The sequence below is a fragment of the Pseudomonas sp. AN-B15 genome (genome assembly GCF_019056475.1).
GTDB lineage: Bacteria > Pseudomonadota > Gammaproteobacteria > Pseudomonadales > Pseudomonadaceae > Aquipseudomonas > Aquipseudomonas parakoreensis.
The window spans coordinates 5,846,067-5,861,457 of the sequence record NZ_CP049737.1 but is presented as its reverse complement, the minus strand read 5'-3'; the positions used below and the strand labels follow the sequence as shown (position 1 = coordinate 5,861,457).

Sequence of the window (15,391 nt, the reverse complement as noted above, 5' to 3'; positions counted from 1 at the left end):
ATTCAATAGCGAAGCTGCGCCATTCAGTTAACAGGCAGTGCTCCGTAACCTTTCTGTTGTTGCCGGACAGGCATCTCAATCGGGAAGGGGCGAGATCATGCGGTGGTTCTTTGCTGGGCTTTTATTGACGATCTTCAGTCTTGCGCTGGCAGCGGAAGGGTTACTCATACCGGAAAACATTCCCAAGCCGATTTACCCGAAGCTGTTGCGCAGGGCCGGGGTCGAAGGCGAGGTCAGGGTCAGTTTTGTCGTCAAGGCGGATGGTTCGGTCAGCGCGATCAACATTGTGCAAAGTGATCACCCTGATCTGGCTGAGGCAGTCAAAGACGCAATAACACAGTGGCGCTTCAAGCCCTGGACGACTGAAAACGGGCGGCCTGCAGAACAGCCCGTAGTGGCACCGATGCTCTTTCGACTGGGCCGGGACGAGCCGATCCACCTCAATCAGTGGCTGAAGTCAGTGAAGTGTCATGTCATCAATGGCAGTTTCAGGAGCATGCCTGAGTACGCCTGGGTCGACGCGGACGTGTTTCATTACACCCGCGCTTACCTTTCGAACGCGATCCACAAGAGTCAGTTGGCCGATGATCAACGTCTGGCAATCATCGCCAGGATGAATCGGCGCGTACCGATGATCGTCAGAGGCTGCCGCGAGGCTCCCATGCGTAGATACATGAGCTTTCTGCCGGGAGAGGTTCGTGAGTTGCTTTGATAACCAGCGCCGCTGAGATTGAAGCTGTGTTGCTGCCTGGCGCGAATCGGGCCGGCTCCAAGGGGCGCCGGCCGGGAAAAACTCAGCGCACCTGCACCACCACCTTGCCCACCGCCTTGCGCTGCCCCAGATCGTTGATCGCCTGCGCCGCGTTGCTCAGCGGGTACACCTGCGACACCAGCGGTTTCAGCTTGCCTTCGGCGAACCAGCCGAACAGTTGCTGGAAGTTCGCTGCGTTGTCCTGTGGCTGGCGCTGGGCGAAGGAGCCCCAGAACACGCCGAGCACGGCTGCACCTTTGAGCAGCGCGAGGTTGACCGGCAGTTCGGGGATGCGTCCGCTGGCGAAGCCGACCACCAGCAGGCGGCCGTTCCAGGCGATGGCGCGAATGGCCTGGTCAAACAGGTCGCCGCCGACCGGGTCGTAGATCACGTCGGCGCCCTGGCCGTCGGTGAGGCGTTTGATTTCGTCCTTGAGGCTGGTTGCGCTGTAGTTGATCAGTTCATCGGCGCCAGCCGCCTTGGCCACGGCGAGTTTTTCCGCGCTGCTGGCGGCGGCAATGACCCGGGCGCCCATGGCTTTGCCGATCTCCACTGCCGCCAGGCCGACGCCACCGGAAGCGCCGAGCACCAGCAGGGTCTCGCCCGGTTGCAGGTTCGCCCGTTGCTTGAGGGCGTGCATCGAAGTCCCGTAGGTCATGCTGAATGCGGCGGCCGTGTTGAAATCCATCGACGGCGGGATTGGCAACACGTTGTAGCCCGGCACCGCGACCTGTTCGGCGAAACTGCCCCAGCCGGTCAGGGCCATGACCCGGTCGCCGACGTTCAGATGGCTGACCTTTTCACCGACGGCGCTGACCACGCCGGCCGCTTCGCCCCCGGGGGAAAACGGGAAGGGCGGCTTGAATTGATACTTGCCCTCGATGATCAGTGTGTCCGGGAAGTTGACCCCGGCGGCATGCACCTCCAGCAGGATTTCGTTCTTCTTCGCGACAGGACTGGCGACGTCTTCCAGCACCAGCGATTCGGCAGGGCCGAAGGCTTTGCACAGCACGGCTTTCATCAGGGCTATTCCTTTGGGAGTGATGGCCGATAAGTGTAGGTATGTCAGTCAACGGGTCAACGAGCATGCCCGGCCCTGATAGTCAGCCATAAGCTTGTGCTTGCGCGGCGGGTCGTTATGCTAGGCCGCAAACCGGATAAGGAGCGAATTGTGAAAGCGTGGATCATGTTGTTGCTGGCCCTGTCTCTGCCTGTGGCAGCGCTGGCCGAAGAAGCCAAAGAAGGCGAGGCGCCGAAAGTCAACTACATCACCCTGAGCCCGCCGTTCGTGGGCAATTACGGGCTGGACGGCACGCCGAAGCTGAAGGTCTACAAGGCCGACGTGGCGCTGCGTGTGACCGGTGAAGAGGCGACCAAACTGGTCAAGGCCAACGAACCGCTGATTCGCAATCAACTGGTGGCGCTGTTCACTCAGCAGACCACCGAGGCGATGGGCAGTATCGAAGGCAAGGAAAAGCTGCGTCAGGAAGCCCTGAAGCAGACCCAGCAAGTGATGAATGACGAGACCGGCAAGCCGGTGGTTGAAGATCTGTTGTTCAACAACCTGATCATTCAGTAACCACACTGACCGCTGTTCAGGACGCCAGGCTTTTGCGAAAGCGTGCCAGCGCAATGAGGAAGAACAGCAGGCCGATGGCCGTCAGCGCCAGCAAGTCCGGCCAGACCACGCTCAGCCCGGCGTCGCGAAACAGAATCGCGGCGCTGAGGCTGACAAAGTGCGTGGACGGCGAGCCCTGCATCACCCACTGCAACCATTGCGGCATGCTGTCCAGCGGTGTGCTGCCGCCCGACAGCAGCAACATCGGGATGATCACTGGAATCGCCAGCAGGCCGAACTGCGGCGTCGAACGCGCCAGCGTCGCCAGAAAGATGCCCAGCGCGGTGCTGGCAAACAGATAAACCGCCGTCACCAGTAAAAACAGGCTCATCGAGCCGGCCAATGGCACGCCCAGCAGGCCTTTGACCACCACTTCCAGCGACAACCAGGTGCACAGCACCACCACCAGCAGGTTGCTCCAGATTTTCGCCAGCATGATTTCCAGCGCCGTCAGCGGCAGCACCAGCAAGTGGTCGAGCGTGCCGTGTTCGCGTTCGCGCAGCAGCGCCGTGCCGGTGAGGATGATCGCCAGAATGGTGATGTTGTTGACGATCTGAATCACCGCCAGAAACCAGCCACCCTCCAGATTGGTGTTGAACAGGGCGCGAGTAGTCAGTAGCACCGGCGCCTTGGTCGCTGCTTCACCCTGACCTGCATAGTCGAGTAACTCGCGTTGAAAGATCCGGCCAATGTAGCCAGCGCCCATGAATGCCTGGCTCATGGCCGTGGCGTCGACATTGACCTGAATCGCCGGTTGCCGCGCCGCCAGCAGATCGGTTTGAAACCCCGCCGGAATGTTGATGACGAAGGTGTATTGACCGCTGTCCATCACCTGGTCCAGCTGAGGGTAAGGCAACAGTACCGGCGTCTGGAACTCTGGCGGCTGCAGGGCTTGGGCCAACTGACGCGAGAGGGCGCTGTGGTCTTCGTCGACGATGGCCACGCTGGCGTTGTGTACGCCAATCACCGAACCCGCGGCGGGCATGTAGATCGCCACGGTGAAGGCGTAGAACAGAAACAGCAGCAACACGCTGTCATGGCGCAGGCTGGTCAGTTCCTTGAGGCCCAGGCGCAGGATATGTGCGAACTTGTGCATCAGGCCTCCTGCTTTTTCAGCATGATCAGGCTCAGCCCGGTGAACCCGACAAAGAACCCGAACAGCGCCAGGCACTGCGGCCACAGCTGACGCACGTCCAGCGCTTTGGTGAACGTGCCCACCGCGATGTCGAGGAAGTGCCCCGCCGGAAACAGCATGCCCATCACCGCAGCCGCACCCTCCAGCGACGAGCGCGGCACGATCAGCCCGGAGAACTGGATGGTCGGCAAGCTGGTGATGATCATGGTGCCGAGGATCGCGGCGATTTGTGTGCGGGTGAACGCCGAAATCAGCAGGCCCATGCTGGTGGTCGCCAGTACGTACAACAGGCCGCCGAATGCCAGCGTCAGCAGGCTGCCCTTGAACGGCACGCCGAACAGCCAGCGATTCATCGCCACCAGCACCGCGAGGTTGACCAGACTGACCAGCAGGTACGGCGCCTGCTTGCCCAGCAGAAACTCCAGACGCGTCAGGGGCGTGGCGTAGAAATTGGTGATCGAGCCCAACTCCTTTTCGCGCACGATGCCCAACGCCGTCAGCATCGCAGGAATGAAGGCGAGGATCAGCGCCATGACCCCGGGGCCGATGGCGTTGACGCTGACCACGTCCTGGTTATAGCGAAAGCGGGTTTCCAGACTGGCCGCCGCCGGGTGGGCCAGCGCGGGGCTGCTTTGCTCGGCCAGTTGTTGCAGATTGGCCAGGTGCACGGCTTCAACATAGTTGCGGCTGGTTTCAGCGCGAAACGGCATACCGCCATCCAGCCACGCCGCCACAGCGGGTTGGCGCCCGGCGTACAGATCGCGGCCGAATCCGGGCGGGATTTCCAGTGCGAATTTGATTTCCGAGCGTTGCAGGCGCCGGTGCAGCTCCTGTGGGTCATGAATGGCCGGCTGCTCGTCGAAGTAGCGGGAGCCGCGAAACGCCTCAAGATAAGCCCGGCTCTGCGGCGTCTGATCCTGGTCGTACACGGCGAACGCGAGGTTTTCCACGTCCAGGGAAATCCCGTAGCCGAAAATCACCATCATGAAAATCGCCCCCGCCAGTGCGAACGCCATGCGCACCTTGTCGCGCAGCAGTTCCTTGCCTTCGCGACGGGCCACTGCCAACAGGCGACCGAGGCTGAAACCGTGACGCGGCATTGGCGTTGTCGCTGCGCTCGGCGGCGCCATTTGCGGCTCGGCCTCAGGCGCCGATGCCTGAACGCCCTGCGCCTGTTCCAGGCAAGTGACGAAGGCCGCTTCCAGCGTCTCTCCGGCGAACTGGCGTTGCAGAGCCGCCGGGGTATCGCACGCGAGGACCTTGCCGGCGTGCATCAGTGAGATGCGGTCGCAGCGCTGAGCTTCGTTCATGAAATGCGTGGAGAGGAAGATCGTCACGCCTTGTTCACGGGACAACTCGATCAACAGTCGCCAGAAGTCATCGCGGGCTGCCGGATCGACGCCGGAGGTTGGCTCGTCGAGGATCAGCACTTCCGGGCGGTGCAGCACTGCCACCGCCAGCGACAGACGCTGACGCAGCCCCAATGGCAACGCCCCGGAAGGCTGGTCGGCGACCGCGAGCAGATTGAAGCGCTGAATCAATGCCTCGATGCGCTGTGTGCTCTCGGTTGTGGGCAGGTCGAACAGCCGCGCGTGCAGTTCGAGGTTTTGTCGCACACTGAGTTCGCCATACAGCGAAAAGCTCTGCGACATGAACCCGACCCGCTTGCGCGTGGCCAGATCCTTGGCGTTCACCGGGTTGCCGAGCAGCGTTGCACTGCCTTCACTGGCCGGCATCAGCCCGGTCAGGACTTTCATGGTGGTGGTCTTGCCGCAGCCGTTGGAGCCAAGAAAACCGAAAATCTCGCCACGGCCAATGGCAAAACTGACGTGATCCACAGCGGTGAAATCGCCGAAGCGCAGCGTCAGGTCGTGGGCTTGGATGGCGATGTCATTGCTGTTGCCGGTGCGCGGTGGAATCACCAACGGTTGAGCGTCGTGCTGGCTGTCACCCTGGAAATGGGTAAAGGCGTCATCGAGTTTGCCGCTGGGGGTGACGGTCGCCAGCTCGCGGCTCAAGCCGGTGGCGATCAACTGGCCGGCGTCGAGCATCAGGCAATGCTCGAACTGCTCGGCTTCTTCCATATACGCCGTGGCGACCAGCAGCGTCAGTTGCGGGCGCTGGCTGCGCACGTCGTCGACCAGCTCCCAGAAACGCCGGCGCGAGAGCGGGTCGACGCCAGTGGTCGGCTCATCGAGGATCAACAGGTCGGGCTCATGGATCAGCGCGCAGCACAGCCCGAGTTTCTGCTTCATGCCGCCGGACAACTTGCCGGCGGGGCGCTCGGCAAATTTCAGCAAGTCGGTCGCGAGCAACAGGCTGTGCATGCGTTGCTCGCTTTCAGCCCTGGACAGGCCGAACAGCGTCGAGAAGAACTGGATGTTCTCGCGGATCGACAGTTCGGGGTACAAGTTGCCGCCCAGCCCCTGCGGCATGAAGGCGATGCGTGCATAGAGTGTGTCGCGATGCCGGCGATCCTGGATCGCGCCTCCGAGCACTTCCAGTTGTCCTTGTTGCAGGGTTTTCACGCCGGCGATCAACCCCAATAGGCTGGACTTGCCCGCGCCATCGGGGCCGATCAACCCGCAGCGGGTTCCGGCGGGCAGGCTGAAGGCGATCTCGTTCAGCGCTTGCTGTTTGCCGTAGCGGTGGGCGATACCGTTCGCTTGAACCGCAAGGCTGCTCATTGCAGATTGGCCGGCCATTCGACGGGTGCGATCCGCACATAGCCGGCGCCGGGCATGCCGGGCTTGGCCTGTGGCACGGCGCTGGGCTGGGTCAGGCGCAACTTGACGCGGAACACCAGTTTTTGTCGCTCGTCGCGAGTCTCGACTTCTTTGGGGGTGAATTGCGATTTGGCCGCGACGAAACTGATTTTTGCCGGCAGCGGTTTATCGGGCAAGGCATCGAGCAGCACGCGCGCCTCATCGCCCACGGCCAGGCGCCCGGCCACCGCGGCTGACAGATAGAGGTTCATGTACTGGTCGTTGGGATCGATCAGCAACAAGACCCGGCCGCCGGCACCCAGCACTTCGCCGGGTTCGGCCATGCGCAGCTGGATCACGCCATCAATCGGCGCGCGCAGAAGGCTGTCGTCGATTTCGCTGGTCAGCTGCGCCACCTGCGCCTGCGCTGCGCCGATTGTTGCGCTGACGGCCGATACCTGGGCGCGGGCTGCGGTCACCGCAGCGTTGCCGGTGCCAATGCGCGACTGCAGTTGATCGATGATCTGCGCGCTGACGTAACCGTGCTTGAACAGTGACTGCGAGCGGCCGAGCTCTTGCTGGGCCAGCAGCAGCTCACTCTGACGCAACTGCACATTGGCCTGGGCGGCGTTGAGATTTTCCCGGGCGCGCAGGACTTCGGCTTCGGCCTGATTGCGCTGGGCTTCGAGGGTGCGGGTGTCCATGCGCGCCAGCAGTTGTCCTTTGCTGACCTTGTCGCCTTCATCCACCAGCACCTCGGCCAGGCGCCCGGGAGTCTTGCTGGCGATCTGCACCTCGGTGGCTTCCAGGCGCCCGTTGCCCATCGACAGCCCCTCGACCAGCCGGCTGCTGATCGACATCCAGTAACCGAGGCCACCAGCGGCGGCGAGTAACACCAGGAGCGAACCGGCATATAGAAGTGAAGAACGGCTGTGCGTCGACATGGGGGCATCCTGCGGCTGTGGCGTCCAGTCTGACTGTTCAAGCGTTTCACTCGCTTGATGTCAGTCAAATGAGCGCCAAGCCTAGCCCTTTTTTCGGGTAAAAAACCGTGACCGGAGAGTTCTCAACGCAATCCGAGCACGACGGCCCACTGTTCGGCGGTCACCGGCATGACCGAAAGACGGCTGCCTTTTTGCACCAGCGGCATCTCGGCCAGTGCGGTCTGCTGCTTCAGATAATCCAGTTTCAGCACCCGGGCAAAGGTCTCGACGTGTGCAACATCGATGGCACTCCAGGCGTTTTTCTCGGGCGTGGCTTTCGGGTCGAAGTAATGGCTTTCGGGGTCCAGTGCGGTGGGATCCGGGTACGCTGCCTGAATAATCCTGCCGATTCCGGCAATCCCCGGTTCCGGGCAACTGGAGTGGTAGAAAAAGAACTCATCCCCGACCGCCATCGCCCGCAGGAAATTGCGCGCCTGATAGTTGCGAACCCCGTCCCAGCGCGCTTTTCCGAGTGTCTCCAGGCCTTTGATCGAGAGTTCGTCCGGCTCGGATTTCATCAGCCAATAGGCCATGTCTTTTGCTCCTCAAGCGGTGATTGGACAGGTTGTCGGGCAATTTTATGACAAACCGACAGTCGGTTGACGTCAGCATTTGCGCCCGGGTTCACGTTGTCGCAAAATGCCGGCCTTTAAAGCTTGACGCTGCTGCACGGCCTACGAACGGAAACCGCTGCTGTCATCGTGATGATGTGCCTTGAGGGGGGCAATCGATGAAACGCAAACCGGATTTGCTATGGACTTTGGTTATTTTGTTCGGCCTGGGCGTCGTGACCACCGGTTATGCGCAAAGTCTGTGGACCAGCAAGACCGATGCGCCAATTGAAGTCGCGCAACAGGTCCAACAGTCGACCGCGTTCAAGCGCTGAAACAGCCTTCCCGACGCCGCTGACCTGCGCGGCGTCTACTCTGCGAAATACCACGCCTTATCGGTGACCGTGCCCTGCAACGGTACATCCCAGCTGGCCTGCGCCAGGCGTTCGACCTTCTGACATTCATGGGCCAGCCCCAGCAACGTCGGCTTGCGCCAGGTTTTGCGCCGGGCCAGGTAGGCCAGACTGCGGTCGTAGAATCCGCCGCCCATCCCCAGCCGTCCGCCGACATCGTCAAACCCAACCAGTGGCAGCAACACCAGATCCAGGGTCCAGATCCTGCGTTGCTGAGCCAGATTGGCTCGCGGTTCGAGAATGCGAAAGCGATTGGGCTTGAGCTTGTCGCCCGGGCGAATCCGCTGGAACACCATCTTGGTTCGCGGCCAGGCACTGAGCACTGGCAGGTAGGTGGCCTTGCCGCGCCGCTGGGCTTCGCGCAGCAGCAGGCGCGGGTCGATTTCACCGTCGGTGGGCAGGTACAGGGAAATGTGTCTGGCCCGGCGAAAGTGCGGGTCTTGCGCCAGTTGGCGGAACAGGCCTTTGGCGGCCTGGCGTTGTTCGCTCGGGGTCAATGCGCGGCGCGCCTTGCGCAGCAGACGGCGGAGTTGCGGGCGGGGCAGCAGCGCGGGTTCGGTCATGGTTCGGCTTCGGCAGGTGAGGGCGGAAACGCACGCATAAAAAATCCGATGCCGGCAAAAACCGGCATCGGATTCGAATCAGGCTCCCCGGATGAACCGCTGTCAACTTAGCCCTTGAACCCGAAAGTTCAAGGTGGAGGATGCAGTAGACTTTAAGGCTTTCCGTCTGGCGGACATGCACACCAGCCCAACGTGCAACCTCCAGGGTAGTGCAAATCGGCTCAGGGACATCGTCAACTGGCAAGCACCCCAGGGAGTGCCGCGAGTATACCTCAAGCGGCCCGGCGAATCAGCCCTTGGTGACGTCCGGATCGGTCGCCAGCACCAGATCGACACGATCGAGCAAGTCGCGCACCTGTTCACGGGTCGAGCCGCTGGCCTGGATGTCCGGGCGCTCTTCTTTGTGCAAGAGGTCGTGGGTGATGTTCAGCGCGGCCATCACGGCGATACGGTCGGCGCCGATGACTTTGCCGCTGCTGCGGATCTCGCGCATCTTGCCGTCCAGGTAGCGGGCGGCGCTGACCAGATTGCTGCGTTCTTCCTGGGGGCAGATGATCGAATATTCTTTGTCGAGGATCTGCACGGTAACGCTATTGCTTGAACTCATGAGTCTTGCTCCAGGGCCTTGAGGCGCGAAATCATCGATTCGACCTTACGCCGGGCGATTTCGTTTTTTTCAATGAGGTGAGCGCGTTCCTCGCGCCAGGTCTTTTCCTGAGCTAGTAAGAGTGCGTTTTGACTCTTAAGTTGCTCCACTCGACTAATCAGCAGTTCGAGTCTGGCCATCAGCGCTTGCAGGTCGGTGTCTTCCATTGTGTCCACTGAGTCGGAGTCTGTCTGATGGGATAGCTGGCGGACAGCCTTTAATAGTCTTGGCGAGTCTGTCGATGTAGGATACAAGGCCTTCATTCTAGACATAGCGCCGTCTGGCGCCTAGCTGCCCATGACCATTGCGAATTCCCCGTACCAAGCCTTTGCCACCCTGCTGACTGCCAGCGGCCACAACGTCTCGCCTGCCGAACTGCATGGCCTGCTGCTCGGCCGCAGCTGCGCCGGCGCCGGCTTCGATAACGAAGGCTGGTTGATCGACGCCGCCGAACTGCTCGAAGGCGATATCCAGGACAACGTCCGCAACGCCCTGATCGGCCTGCAAGAAATGGTCAAGGGTGAGTTGACCGGCAGCGACGTGACCGTCGTCCTGCTGCTGCCGACCGATGACGCGCCGCTGGCCGAGCGCGCTGCTGCACTGGGCCAATGGTGCCAAGGCTTCCTCAGCGGTTTCGGCCTGAACTGCCGCGACAGCAGCATGCTCAGCACCGAAGCTACCGAAGTGTTGCAGGATCTGGCGGCGATTTCCCAGGTGCAAGATGCTCTGGAAGAGTCCGACGACGGCGAAAACGATTACATGGAAGTCATGGAATACCTGCGCGTCGCGCCGCTGCTGCTGTTCTCGGAAACCAGGAAAGCCGACGTGCCGCCAGCCGCCAAGCCGTCGCTGCATTAATCGCGTGCCAGGGAAAGCCATCTGCCCATGACCCATATCCCCAAAGCGGAATACAGCCGTCGCCGCAAGGCCCTGATGGCGCAGATGGAACCCAACAGCATCGCGATCCTGCCCGCCGCCGCGGTGGCGATCCGCAACCGCGACGTCGAGCATGTCTATCGTCAGGACAGCGACTTTCAGTACCTCAGTGGATTCCCCGAACCGCAGGCGGTCATCGTCCTGATGCCCGGCCGCGAGCATGGCGAGTACGTGCTGTTCTGCCGTGAACGCAACGCCGAGCGTGAGTTGTGGGACGGCCTGCGCGCCGGGCAGGAAGGCGCGATCCGTGATTACGGCGCCGACGACGCGTTCCCGATTACCGACATCGACGACATCCTGCCGGGCCTGATCGAAGGCCGCGACCGCGTGTATTCGGCGATGGGCAGCAACCCGGAGTTCGACCGGCACCTGATGGACTGGATCAACGTGATCCGCTCCAAGGCGCACCTCGGCGCCCAGCCACCGAACGAATTCGTTGCCCTGGATCACCTGCTGCACGACATGCGCCTGTATAAATCGGCGGCAGAAGTGAAGGTGATGCGCAAAGCCGCACGGATCTCCGCTCAGGCCCACATCCGGGCGATGCAGGCCAGTCGGCCGGGTTTGTACGAGTACAGCCTTGAAGCCGAACTCGATTACGAATTCCGCAAGGGCGGGGCGAAGATGCCGGCTTACGGCTCGATTGTCGCCGCCGGACGCAACAGCTGCATCCTGCATTACCAGCAGAATGACGCGCTGCTCAAGGACGGCGATCTGGTATTGATCGACGCCGGTTGCGAAATCGACTGCTACGCCAGCGACATCACTCGCACCTGGCCGGTCAACGGCAAGTTCTCGCCAGAGCAAAAAGCGATTTACGAGTTGGTGCTGGCCTCGCAGGAAGCCGCATTCGCTGAAATCGCCCCGAACAAAAACTGGAATCAGGCGCACGAAGCCACGGTTCGGGTGATTACCACGGGGCTGGTAAAACTTGGATTGCTGCAAGGCGAGGTCGACGAATTGATCGCGACCGAAGCTTACAAGGCGTTTTACATGCACCGTGCCGGGCACTGGCTGGGCATGGATGTACACGACGTCGGCGAATACAAGGTCGGCGGCGAATGGCGAGTGCTGGAGGTCGGCATGGCGCTGACCGTGGAGCCGGGCATCTACATCGCCCCGGACAACCAGAACGTAGCAAAGAAATGGCGCGGCATTGGCGTGCGCATCGAGGATGACGTGGTAGTGACCAAAACCGGTTGTGAAATATTGACCAGCGGCGTACCGAAAACCGTCGCCGAGATTGAAGCGCTGATGGCGCAAGCACGGACCCACGCGGCATGAGTCGAGTCAATCTGGCAATCATCGGCGGCGGCCTGGTCGGCGCCAGTCTGGCGCTGGCCTTGCAGACCGGGGCCAAGGCGCGCGGCTGGAAAATCGTCCTGATCGAACCGTTCGCCCCCGGCGACAGCTGGCAGCCGAGCTACGACGCCCGTTCATCGGCGCTGTCCTTCGGTTCGCGGCAGATCTACCAGCGTCTGGGTGTGTGGCAGGAGATATCCCGCCGCGCCGAGCCGATCAAACAGATTCACGTCTCCGACCGTGGTCGCTTCTCCACTGCCCGTCTGTCGGCGATGGAAGAGGGCGTGCCGGCCTTGGGTTACGTGGTGGAAAACGCCTGGCTCGGCCAGTGCCTGTGGCAGCACCTCGATAAAGACGTGATCAGCTGGCGTTGCCCGGCGGAAGTCACGCGCATGGAGCCGCTGGCTGACGGCTATCGCCTGACCCTCAACGATGAAACCACGCTCGAATGTGATCTGGCGGTGCTGGCCGATGGTGGCCGCTCCGGTCTGCGCGAGCAGTTGGGCATCAACGTACGCAAGCGTCCGTACAACCAGAGCGCGCTGATCGCCAACATCACCCCGAGCGAGGCGCACAACGGCATGGCCTTCGAGCGCTTCACCGACGAAGGGCCGATGGCCTTGCTGCCGCTGCCGGACAACCGTTGCGCACTGGTCTGGACCCGCCTGGGCATGGACGCGCAGCGTTTGGCCGATTTGAGCGAGCGCGATTTCCTCAGCGAACTGCAGGGCGTATTCGGCTACCGCCTCGGCACCCTGAAACAGGTTGGCGCGCGGCATCTGTACCCGTTGTCGCTGGTCGAGGCCGAAGAGCAGGTGCGCTCGCATCTGGCCGTACTCGGCAACGCCGCGCACAGCCTGCACCCGATTGCCGGGCAGGGGTTCAACCTGTCCCTGCGTGATGCCGATGCGCTGGCTGCCGCACTGCTCGCCAGCGACAAAGCGCTGGGCGACTTCGCCACGTTGCAGGCCTATCGCGAGCGCCAGCGGCTGGATCAGGACCTTACAGTAGGCTTCTCCGATCAGGTCACCCGCCTGTTCGGCAGCACCCAGCCGCTGGTGTCGCTGGGGCGCAACATTGGCTTGCTCGGTCTCGATCTGCTGCCACCGGCCAAGCGCTGGTTTGCCCGTCAGGCCATGGGGCTGGGGACGCGGCCGGATGCTTGAGCGGCGGATCGTCACTTTCACTTTCAGCAGCGCGCCGCCCACTGGCGCGCTCGCTAAAACCCTTTACGGGCGGCGCATGCCGCCAGCGAGACAGGCTTAAAGCATGGAAATGCGCGCAGATCTGCTGATTGTCGGAGCCGGAATGGTTGGCAGCGCCCTCGCGCTGGCGTTGCAGGACAGTGGCCTTGAAGTGCTGCTGCTCGATGGCAGCCCGCTGAGCGTCAAACCGTTCGACGCCGCCGCAGCGTTTGAGCCGCGAGTGAGCGCCTTGTCGGCGGCCAGCCAGCGGATACTCGAACGCCTTGGCGTGTGGGACGGTATCGCCAAACGCCGCAGCAGCCCGTACACCGACATGCATGTGTGGGACGGCAGCGGCACCGGGCAGATTCATTTCTCGGCGAGCAGTGTGCACGCCGATGTGCTGGGACATATCGTCGAAAACCGCGTGGTGCAGGATGCCTTGCTCGATCGTTTGCACGATTGCGATCTGGGCATGCTGGCCAACGCACGGCTGGAGCAGATGCGTCGCTCCGGTGATGACTGGCTGCTGACCCTGGCCGACGGTCGCCAGTTGCGTGCGCCGCTGGTGATTGCGGCGGACGGCGCCCATTCGGCGGTGCGCCGGCTGACCGGCGTCGCCACCCGAGAGTGGGATTACCTGCACCACGCCATCGTCACCAGCGTGCGCAGCAGCAAGCCGCACCGGATGACCGCGTGGCAGCGTTTTACCGATCACGGGCCGCTGGCGTTTCTGCCGCTGGAGCGTGACGGGCAGCAAGACTGGTGCTCGATTGTCTGGTCGACCACGCCGAGTGAAGCCGAACGCCTGATGGCGCTGGATGAAGCCGCGTTCTGCCGAGAACTGGAGCGTGCGTTCGAAGGTTGCCTGGGCGAAGTGCTAAGCGCTGACCCACGGTTGTGCGTGCCGTTGCGTCAACGGCATGCCAAGCGCTACGTCGCCGAAGGGTTGGCGTTGATCGGCGATGCGGCGCACACCATTCACCCGTTGGCCGGGCAGGGCGTCAACCTGGGTTTCCTTGATGCGGCGGTGCTGGCTGAAGTGCTGCTGCAAGCTGCGGAACGCGGCGAGCGCCTGGCGGACGTGAAAGTGCTGAGTCGTTACGAGCGTCGGCGCATGCCGCACAACCTCGCGCTGATGGCGGCGATGGAGGGCTTCGAACGCTTGTTCCAGGCCGACCCGTTGCCGGTACGCTGGTTGCGCAACGCCGGGTTGAAGCTGGTGGAGCAGATGCCCGAGGCCAAGGCACTCTTTGTTCGTGAAGCACTGGGCCTCACAGGCGACCTCCCCGCGCTCGCCAAACCCTGAGTCGATAACGCTCCCCGTAGGAGCTGCCGAAGGCTGCGATCTTTTGATCTTGGTTTAAGATCAAAAGATCGCAGCCTCGTTTCACTCGGCAGCTCCTACAGGGGGTGTGTTGCCCTGTGCAACATCTGGTAACTCCTTGGAAAAGAGTTCGATTGAGGTGGTAAATGTGAGTCCTTATCATTTGGCCCACATTTTCCGACCGAGAGATCACTCCCATGTTGGCACCCAAGCGTCTTCTGACTGCACTGGCCCTGACCCTGATCGGCAGCACTACCGCCCAGGCCGCCGACGAGGTGGTGGTCTACTCCTCGCGTATCGACGAGCTGATCAAACCGGTGTTCGACGCCTACACCGCGAAAACCGGGGTGAAGATCAAGTTCATCACCGACAAGGAAGCGCCGCTGATGCAGCGGATCAAGGCCGAAGGTGCAAACGCCAGCGCCGACCTGCTGCTCACCGTCGATGCCGGCAACCTCTGGCAAGCCGAACAGATGGGCATCCTGCAGCCGTTCACCTCGAAGACCATCGACGCCAATATTCCCGCGCAATACCGTTCGTCCACCCATGCCTGGACCGGCCTGAGCCTGCGCGCGCGGACCATCGCTTACTCCACCGAGCGCGTTAAGCCGGGCGAACTGACCACCTACGAAGCGCTAGCCGACAAGAATTGGGAAGGACGCCTGTGCCTGCGCACGGCGAAGAAGGTCTACAACCAGTCGCTGACCGCGACCATGATCGAAGTGCACGGCGCCGAGAAAACCGAGAAGATCCTCAAAGGCTGGGTCAACAACTTGTCCACCGATGTGTTCTCCGACGACGTCGCGGTGCTGGAAGCGATCAACGCCGGGCAGTGCGACGTCGGCATCGTCAACACCTACTACTATGGTCGCCTGCACAAGCAGAAACCGGACCTGCCGGTAAAACTGTTCTGGCCGAATCAGGCCGATCGTGGCGTGCATGTAAACCTGTCCGGTATCGGCCTGACCCAACATGCACCGCACCCGGAGGCAGCCAAGGCGCTGGTCGAATGGATGACCACACCTGAAGCGCAGAAAATCTTCGCCGACGTGAACCAGGAATTCCCGGCCAACCCGGCGGTGGCACCTTCGGAAGAAGTGGCAGCGTGGGGCAAGTTCGTCGCTGACACCTTGCCGGTGGAAGTGGCGGGCAAGCGACAGGCTGAAGCGATCCGCATGATGGATCGGGCGGGCTGGAACTAAAACCTGGTTATATCCTGTGGCGAGGGGATTTATCCCCGATGGGGTGCGAAGCACCCCCAATGCCCTTAATCAAAG

16 protein-coding genes and 1 other RNA gene are annotated in these 15,391 nt (G+C 62.0%); 8 read left to right on the top strand and 9 right to left on the bottom strand.

Translation table 11 applies throughout. The annotated features are described in order from the left end of the window. Positions 1 to 97: 97 nt before the first annotated feature. Positions 98 to 712: an energy transducer TonB gene (locus GTQ41_RS26595; RefSeq protein ID WP_047297224.1), complete on the top strand. Its 615-nt coding sequence runs from the start codon at positions 98 to 100 to the stop codon at positions 710 to 712. An 82-nt stretch (positions 713 to 794) separates the two neighbouring features. Here GTQ41_RS26595 and GTQ41_RS26590 read toward each other — a convergent pair whose 3' ends face one another. Continuing rightward, positions 795 to 1,772, bottom strand: coding sequence for an NADPH:quinone oxidoreductase family protein (locus GTQ41_RS26590; protein ID WP_047297223.1), 978 nt, complete (start codon positions 1,770 to 1,772; stop codon positions 795 to 797). A gap of 150 nt (positions 1,773 to 1,922) precedes the next feature. On the opposite strand from GTQ41_RS26590, the gene GTQ41_RS26585 reads away from it, so the two are divergent. Then, positions 1,923 to 2,330 carry a flagellar basal body-associated protein FliL gene (locus GTQ41_RS26585; RefSeq protein ID WP_027610485.1) on the top strand — a complete coding sequence of 136 codons (408 nt, stop codon included), beginning with the start codon at positions 1,923 to 1,925 and terminating at the stop codon, positions 2,328 to 2,330. Between the two features lie 16 nt (positions 2,331 to 2,346). On the opposite strand, the gene GTQ41_RS26580 is transcribed toward GTQ41_RS26585, so the two are convergent. The 4 genes from GTQ41_RS26580 to GTQ41_RS26565 form a co-directional block, all read right to left on the bottom strand. Beyond that, positions 2,347 to 3,465 (bottom strand): ABC transporter permease, encoded by a 1,119-nt coding sequence (locus GTQ41_RS26580; protein ID WP_047297222.1) that lies wholly within the window; start codon positions 3,463 to 3,465, stop codon positions 2,347 to 2,349. After that, complete coding sequence (gene rbbA / locus GTQ41_RS26575; RefSeq protein ID WP_217325387.1) at positions 3,465 to 6,191, bottom strand: ribosome-associated ATPase/putative transporter RbbA; 2,727 nt, start codon at positions 6,189 to 6,191, stop codon at positions 3,465 to 3,467. The genes GTQ41_RS26580 and rbbA overlap by 1 nt, the downstream gene beginning before the upstream one ends. Then, positions 6,188 to 7,153 (bottom strand): HlyD family secretion protein, encoded by a 966-nt coding sequence (locus tag GTQ41_RS26570; RefSeq protein WP_041072069.1) that lies wholly within the window; start codon positions 7,151 to 7,153, stop codon positions 6,188 to 6,190. Before GTQ41_RS26570 ends, rbbA begins: the two co-directional genes overlap by 4 nt. Positions 7,154 to 7,275: 122 nt before the next feature. Next, the gene (locus GTQ41_RS26565) at positions 7,276 to 7,725 is read right to left on the bottom strand and encodes an EVE domain-containing protein (RefSeq protein ID WP_047297220.1); all 450 of its coding nucleotides are present in this window, start codon (positions 7,723 to 7,725) and stop codon (positions 7,276 to 7,278) included. A gap of 197 nt (positions 7,726 to 7,922) precedes the next feature. Here GTQ41_RS26565 and GTQ41_RS26560 point away from each other — a divergent pair, with 197 nt between their 5' ends. Further along, a complete protein-coding gene (locus GTQ41_RS26560; RefSeq protein ID WP_086792358.1) occupies positions 7,923 to 8,078 on the top strand; it encodes a hypothetical protein in 156 nt (51 codons plus the stop codon). Positions 8,079 to 8,113: 35 nt separating this feature from the next. Here GTQ41_RS26560 and GTQ41_RS26555 read toward each other — a convergent pair whose 3' ends face one another. From GTQ41_RS26555 to GTQ41_RS26540, 4 genes are all read right to left on the bottom strand, one after another. Continuing rightward, positions 8,114 to 8,719: a 5-formyltetrahydrofolate cyclo-ligase gene (locus tag GTQ41_RS26555; protein WP_047297219.1), complete on the bottom strand. Its 606-nt coding sequence runs from the start codon at positions 8,717 to 8,719 to the stop codon at positions 8,114 to 8,116. A gap of 80 nt (positions 8,720 to 8,799) precedes the next feature. After that, a non-coding RNA gene (ssrS, locus tag GTQ41_RS26550) (6S RNA) lies at positions 8,800 to 8,978 on the bottom strand. A 30-nt stretch (positions 8,979 to 9,008) separates the two neighbouring features. Then, positions 9,009 to 9,326, bottom strand: a complete 318-nt coding sequence (locus tag GTQ41_RS26545) for a cell division protein ZapA (RefSeq protein ID WP_008055229.1) — start codon at positions 9,324 to 9,326, stop codon at positions 9,009 to 9,011. Next, positions 9,323 to 9,532: a TIGR02449 family protein gene (locus GTQ41_RS26540; protein WP_025112001.1), complete on the bottom strand. Its 210-nt coding sequence runs from the start codon at positions 9,530 to 9,532 to the stop codon at positions 9,323 to 9,325. The genes GTQ41_RS26545 and GTQ41_RS26540 overlap by 4 nt, the downstream gene beginning before the upstream one ends. A 130-nt stretch (positions 9,533 to 9,662) precedes the next feature. Between GTQ41_RS26540 and GTQ41_RS26535 the strand changes: the two genes are divergently transcribed. The 5 genes from GTQ41_RS26535 to GTQ41_RS26515 all read left to right on the top strand — a co-directional run bounded on the left by GTQ41_RS26535 (position 9,663) and on the right by GTQ41_RS26515 (position 15,316). Continuing rightward, a complete protein-coding gene (locus GTQ41_RS26535) occupies positions 9,663 to 10,223 on the top strand; it encodes a YecA family protein (RefSeq protein WP_047297218.1) in 561 nt (186 codons plus the stop codon). Positions 10,224 to 10,250: 27 nt separating this feature from the next. Then, positions 10,251 to 11,585 (top strand): Xaa-Pro aminopeptidase, encoded by a 1,335-nt coding sequence (gene pepP, locus GTQ41_RS26530; RefSeq protein ID WP_047297217.1) that lies wholly within the window; start codon positions 10,251 to 10,253, stop codon positions 11,583 to 11,585. Next, on the top strand, positions 11,582 to 12,769 hold the full coding sequence (gene ubiH, locus GTQ41_RS26525) for a 2-octaprenyl-6-methoxyphenyl hydroxylase (protein ID WP_047297216.1): 1,188 nt from the start codon (positions 11,582 to 11,584) through the stop codon (positions 12,767 to 12,769). Before pepP ends, ubiH begins: the two co-directional genes overlap by 4 nt. A 109-nt stretch (positions 12,770 to 12,878) precedes the next feature. After that, on the top strand, positions 12,879 to 14,096 hold the full coding sequence (locus GTQ41_RS26520) for a 2-octaprenyl-3-methyl-6-methoxy-1,4-benzoquinol hydroxylase (RefSeq protein ID WP_196302456.1): 1,218 nt from the start codon (positions 12,879 to 12,881) through the stop codon (positions 14,094 to 14,096). A gap of 215 nt (positions 14,097 to 14,311) precedes the next feature. Further along, complete coding sequence (locus tag GTQ41_RS26515) at positions 14,312 to 15,316, top strand: extracellular solute-binding protein (RefSeq protein ID WP_047297214.1); 1,005 nt, start codon at positions 14,312 to 14,314, stop codon at positions 15,314 to 15,316. Positions 15,317 to 15,391 lie beyond the last annotated feature (75 nt).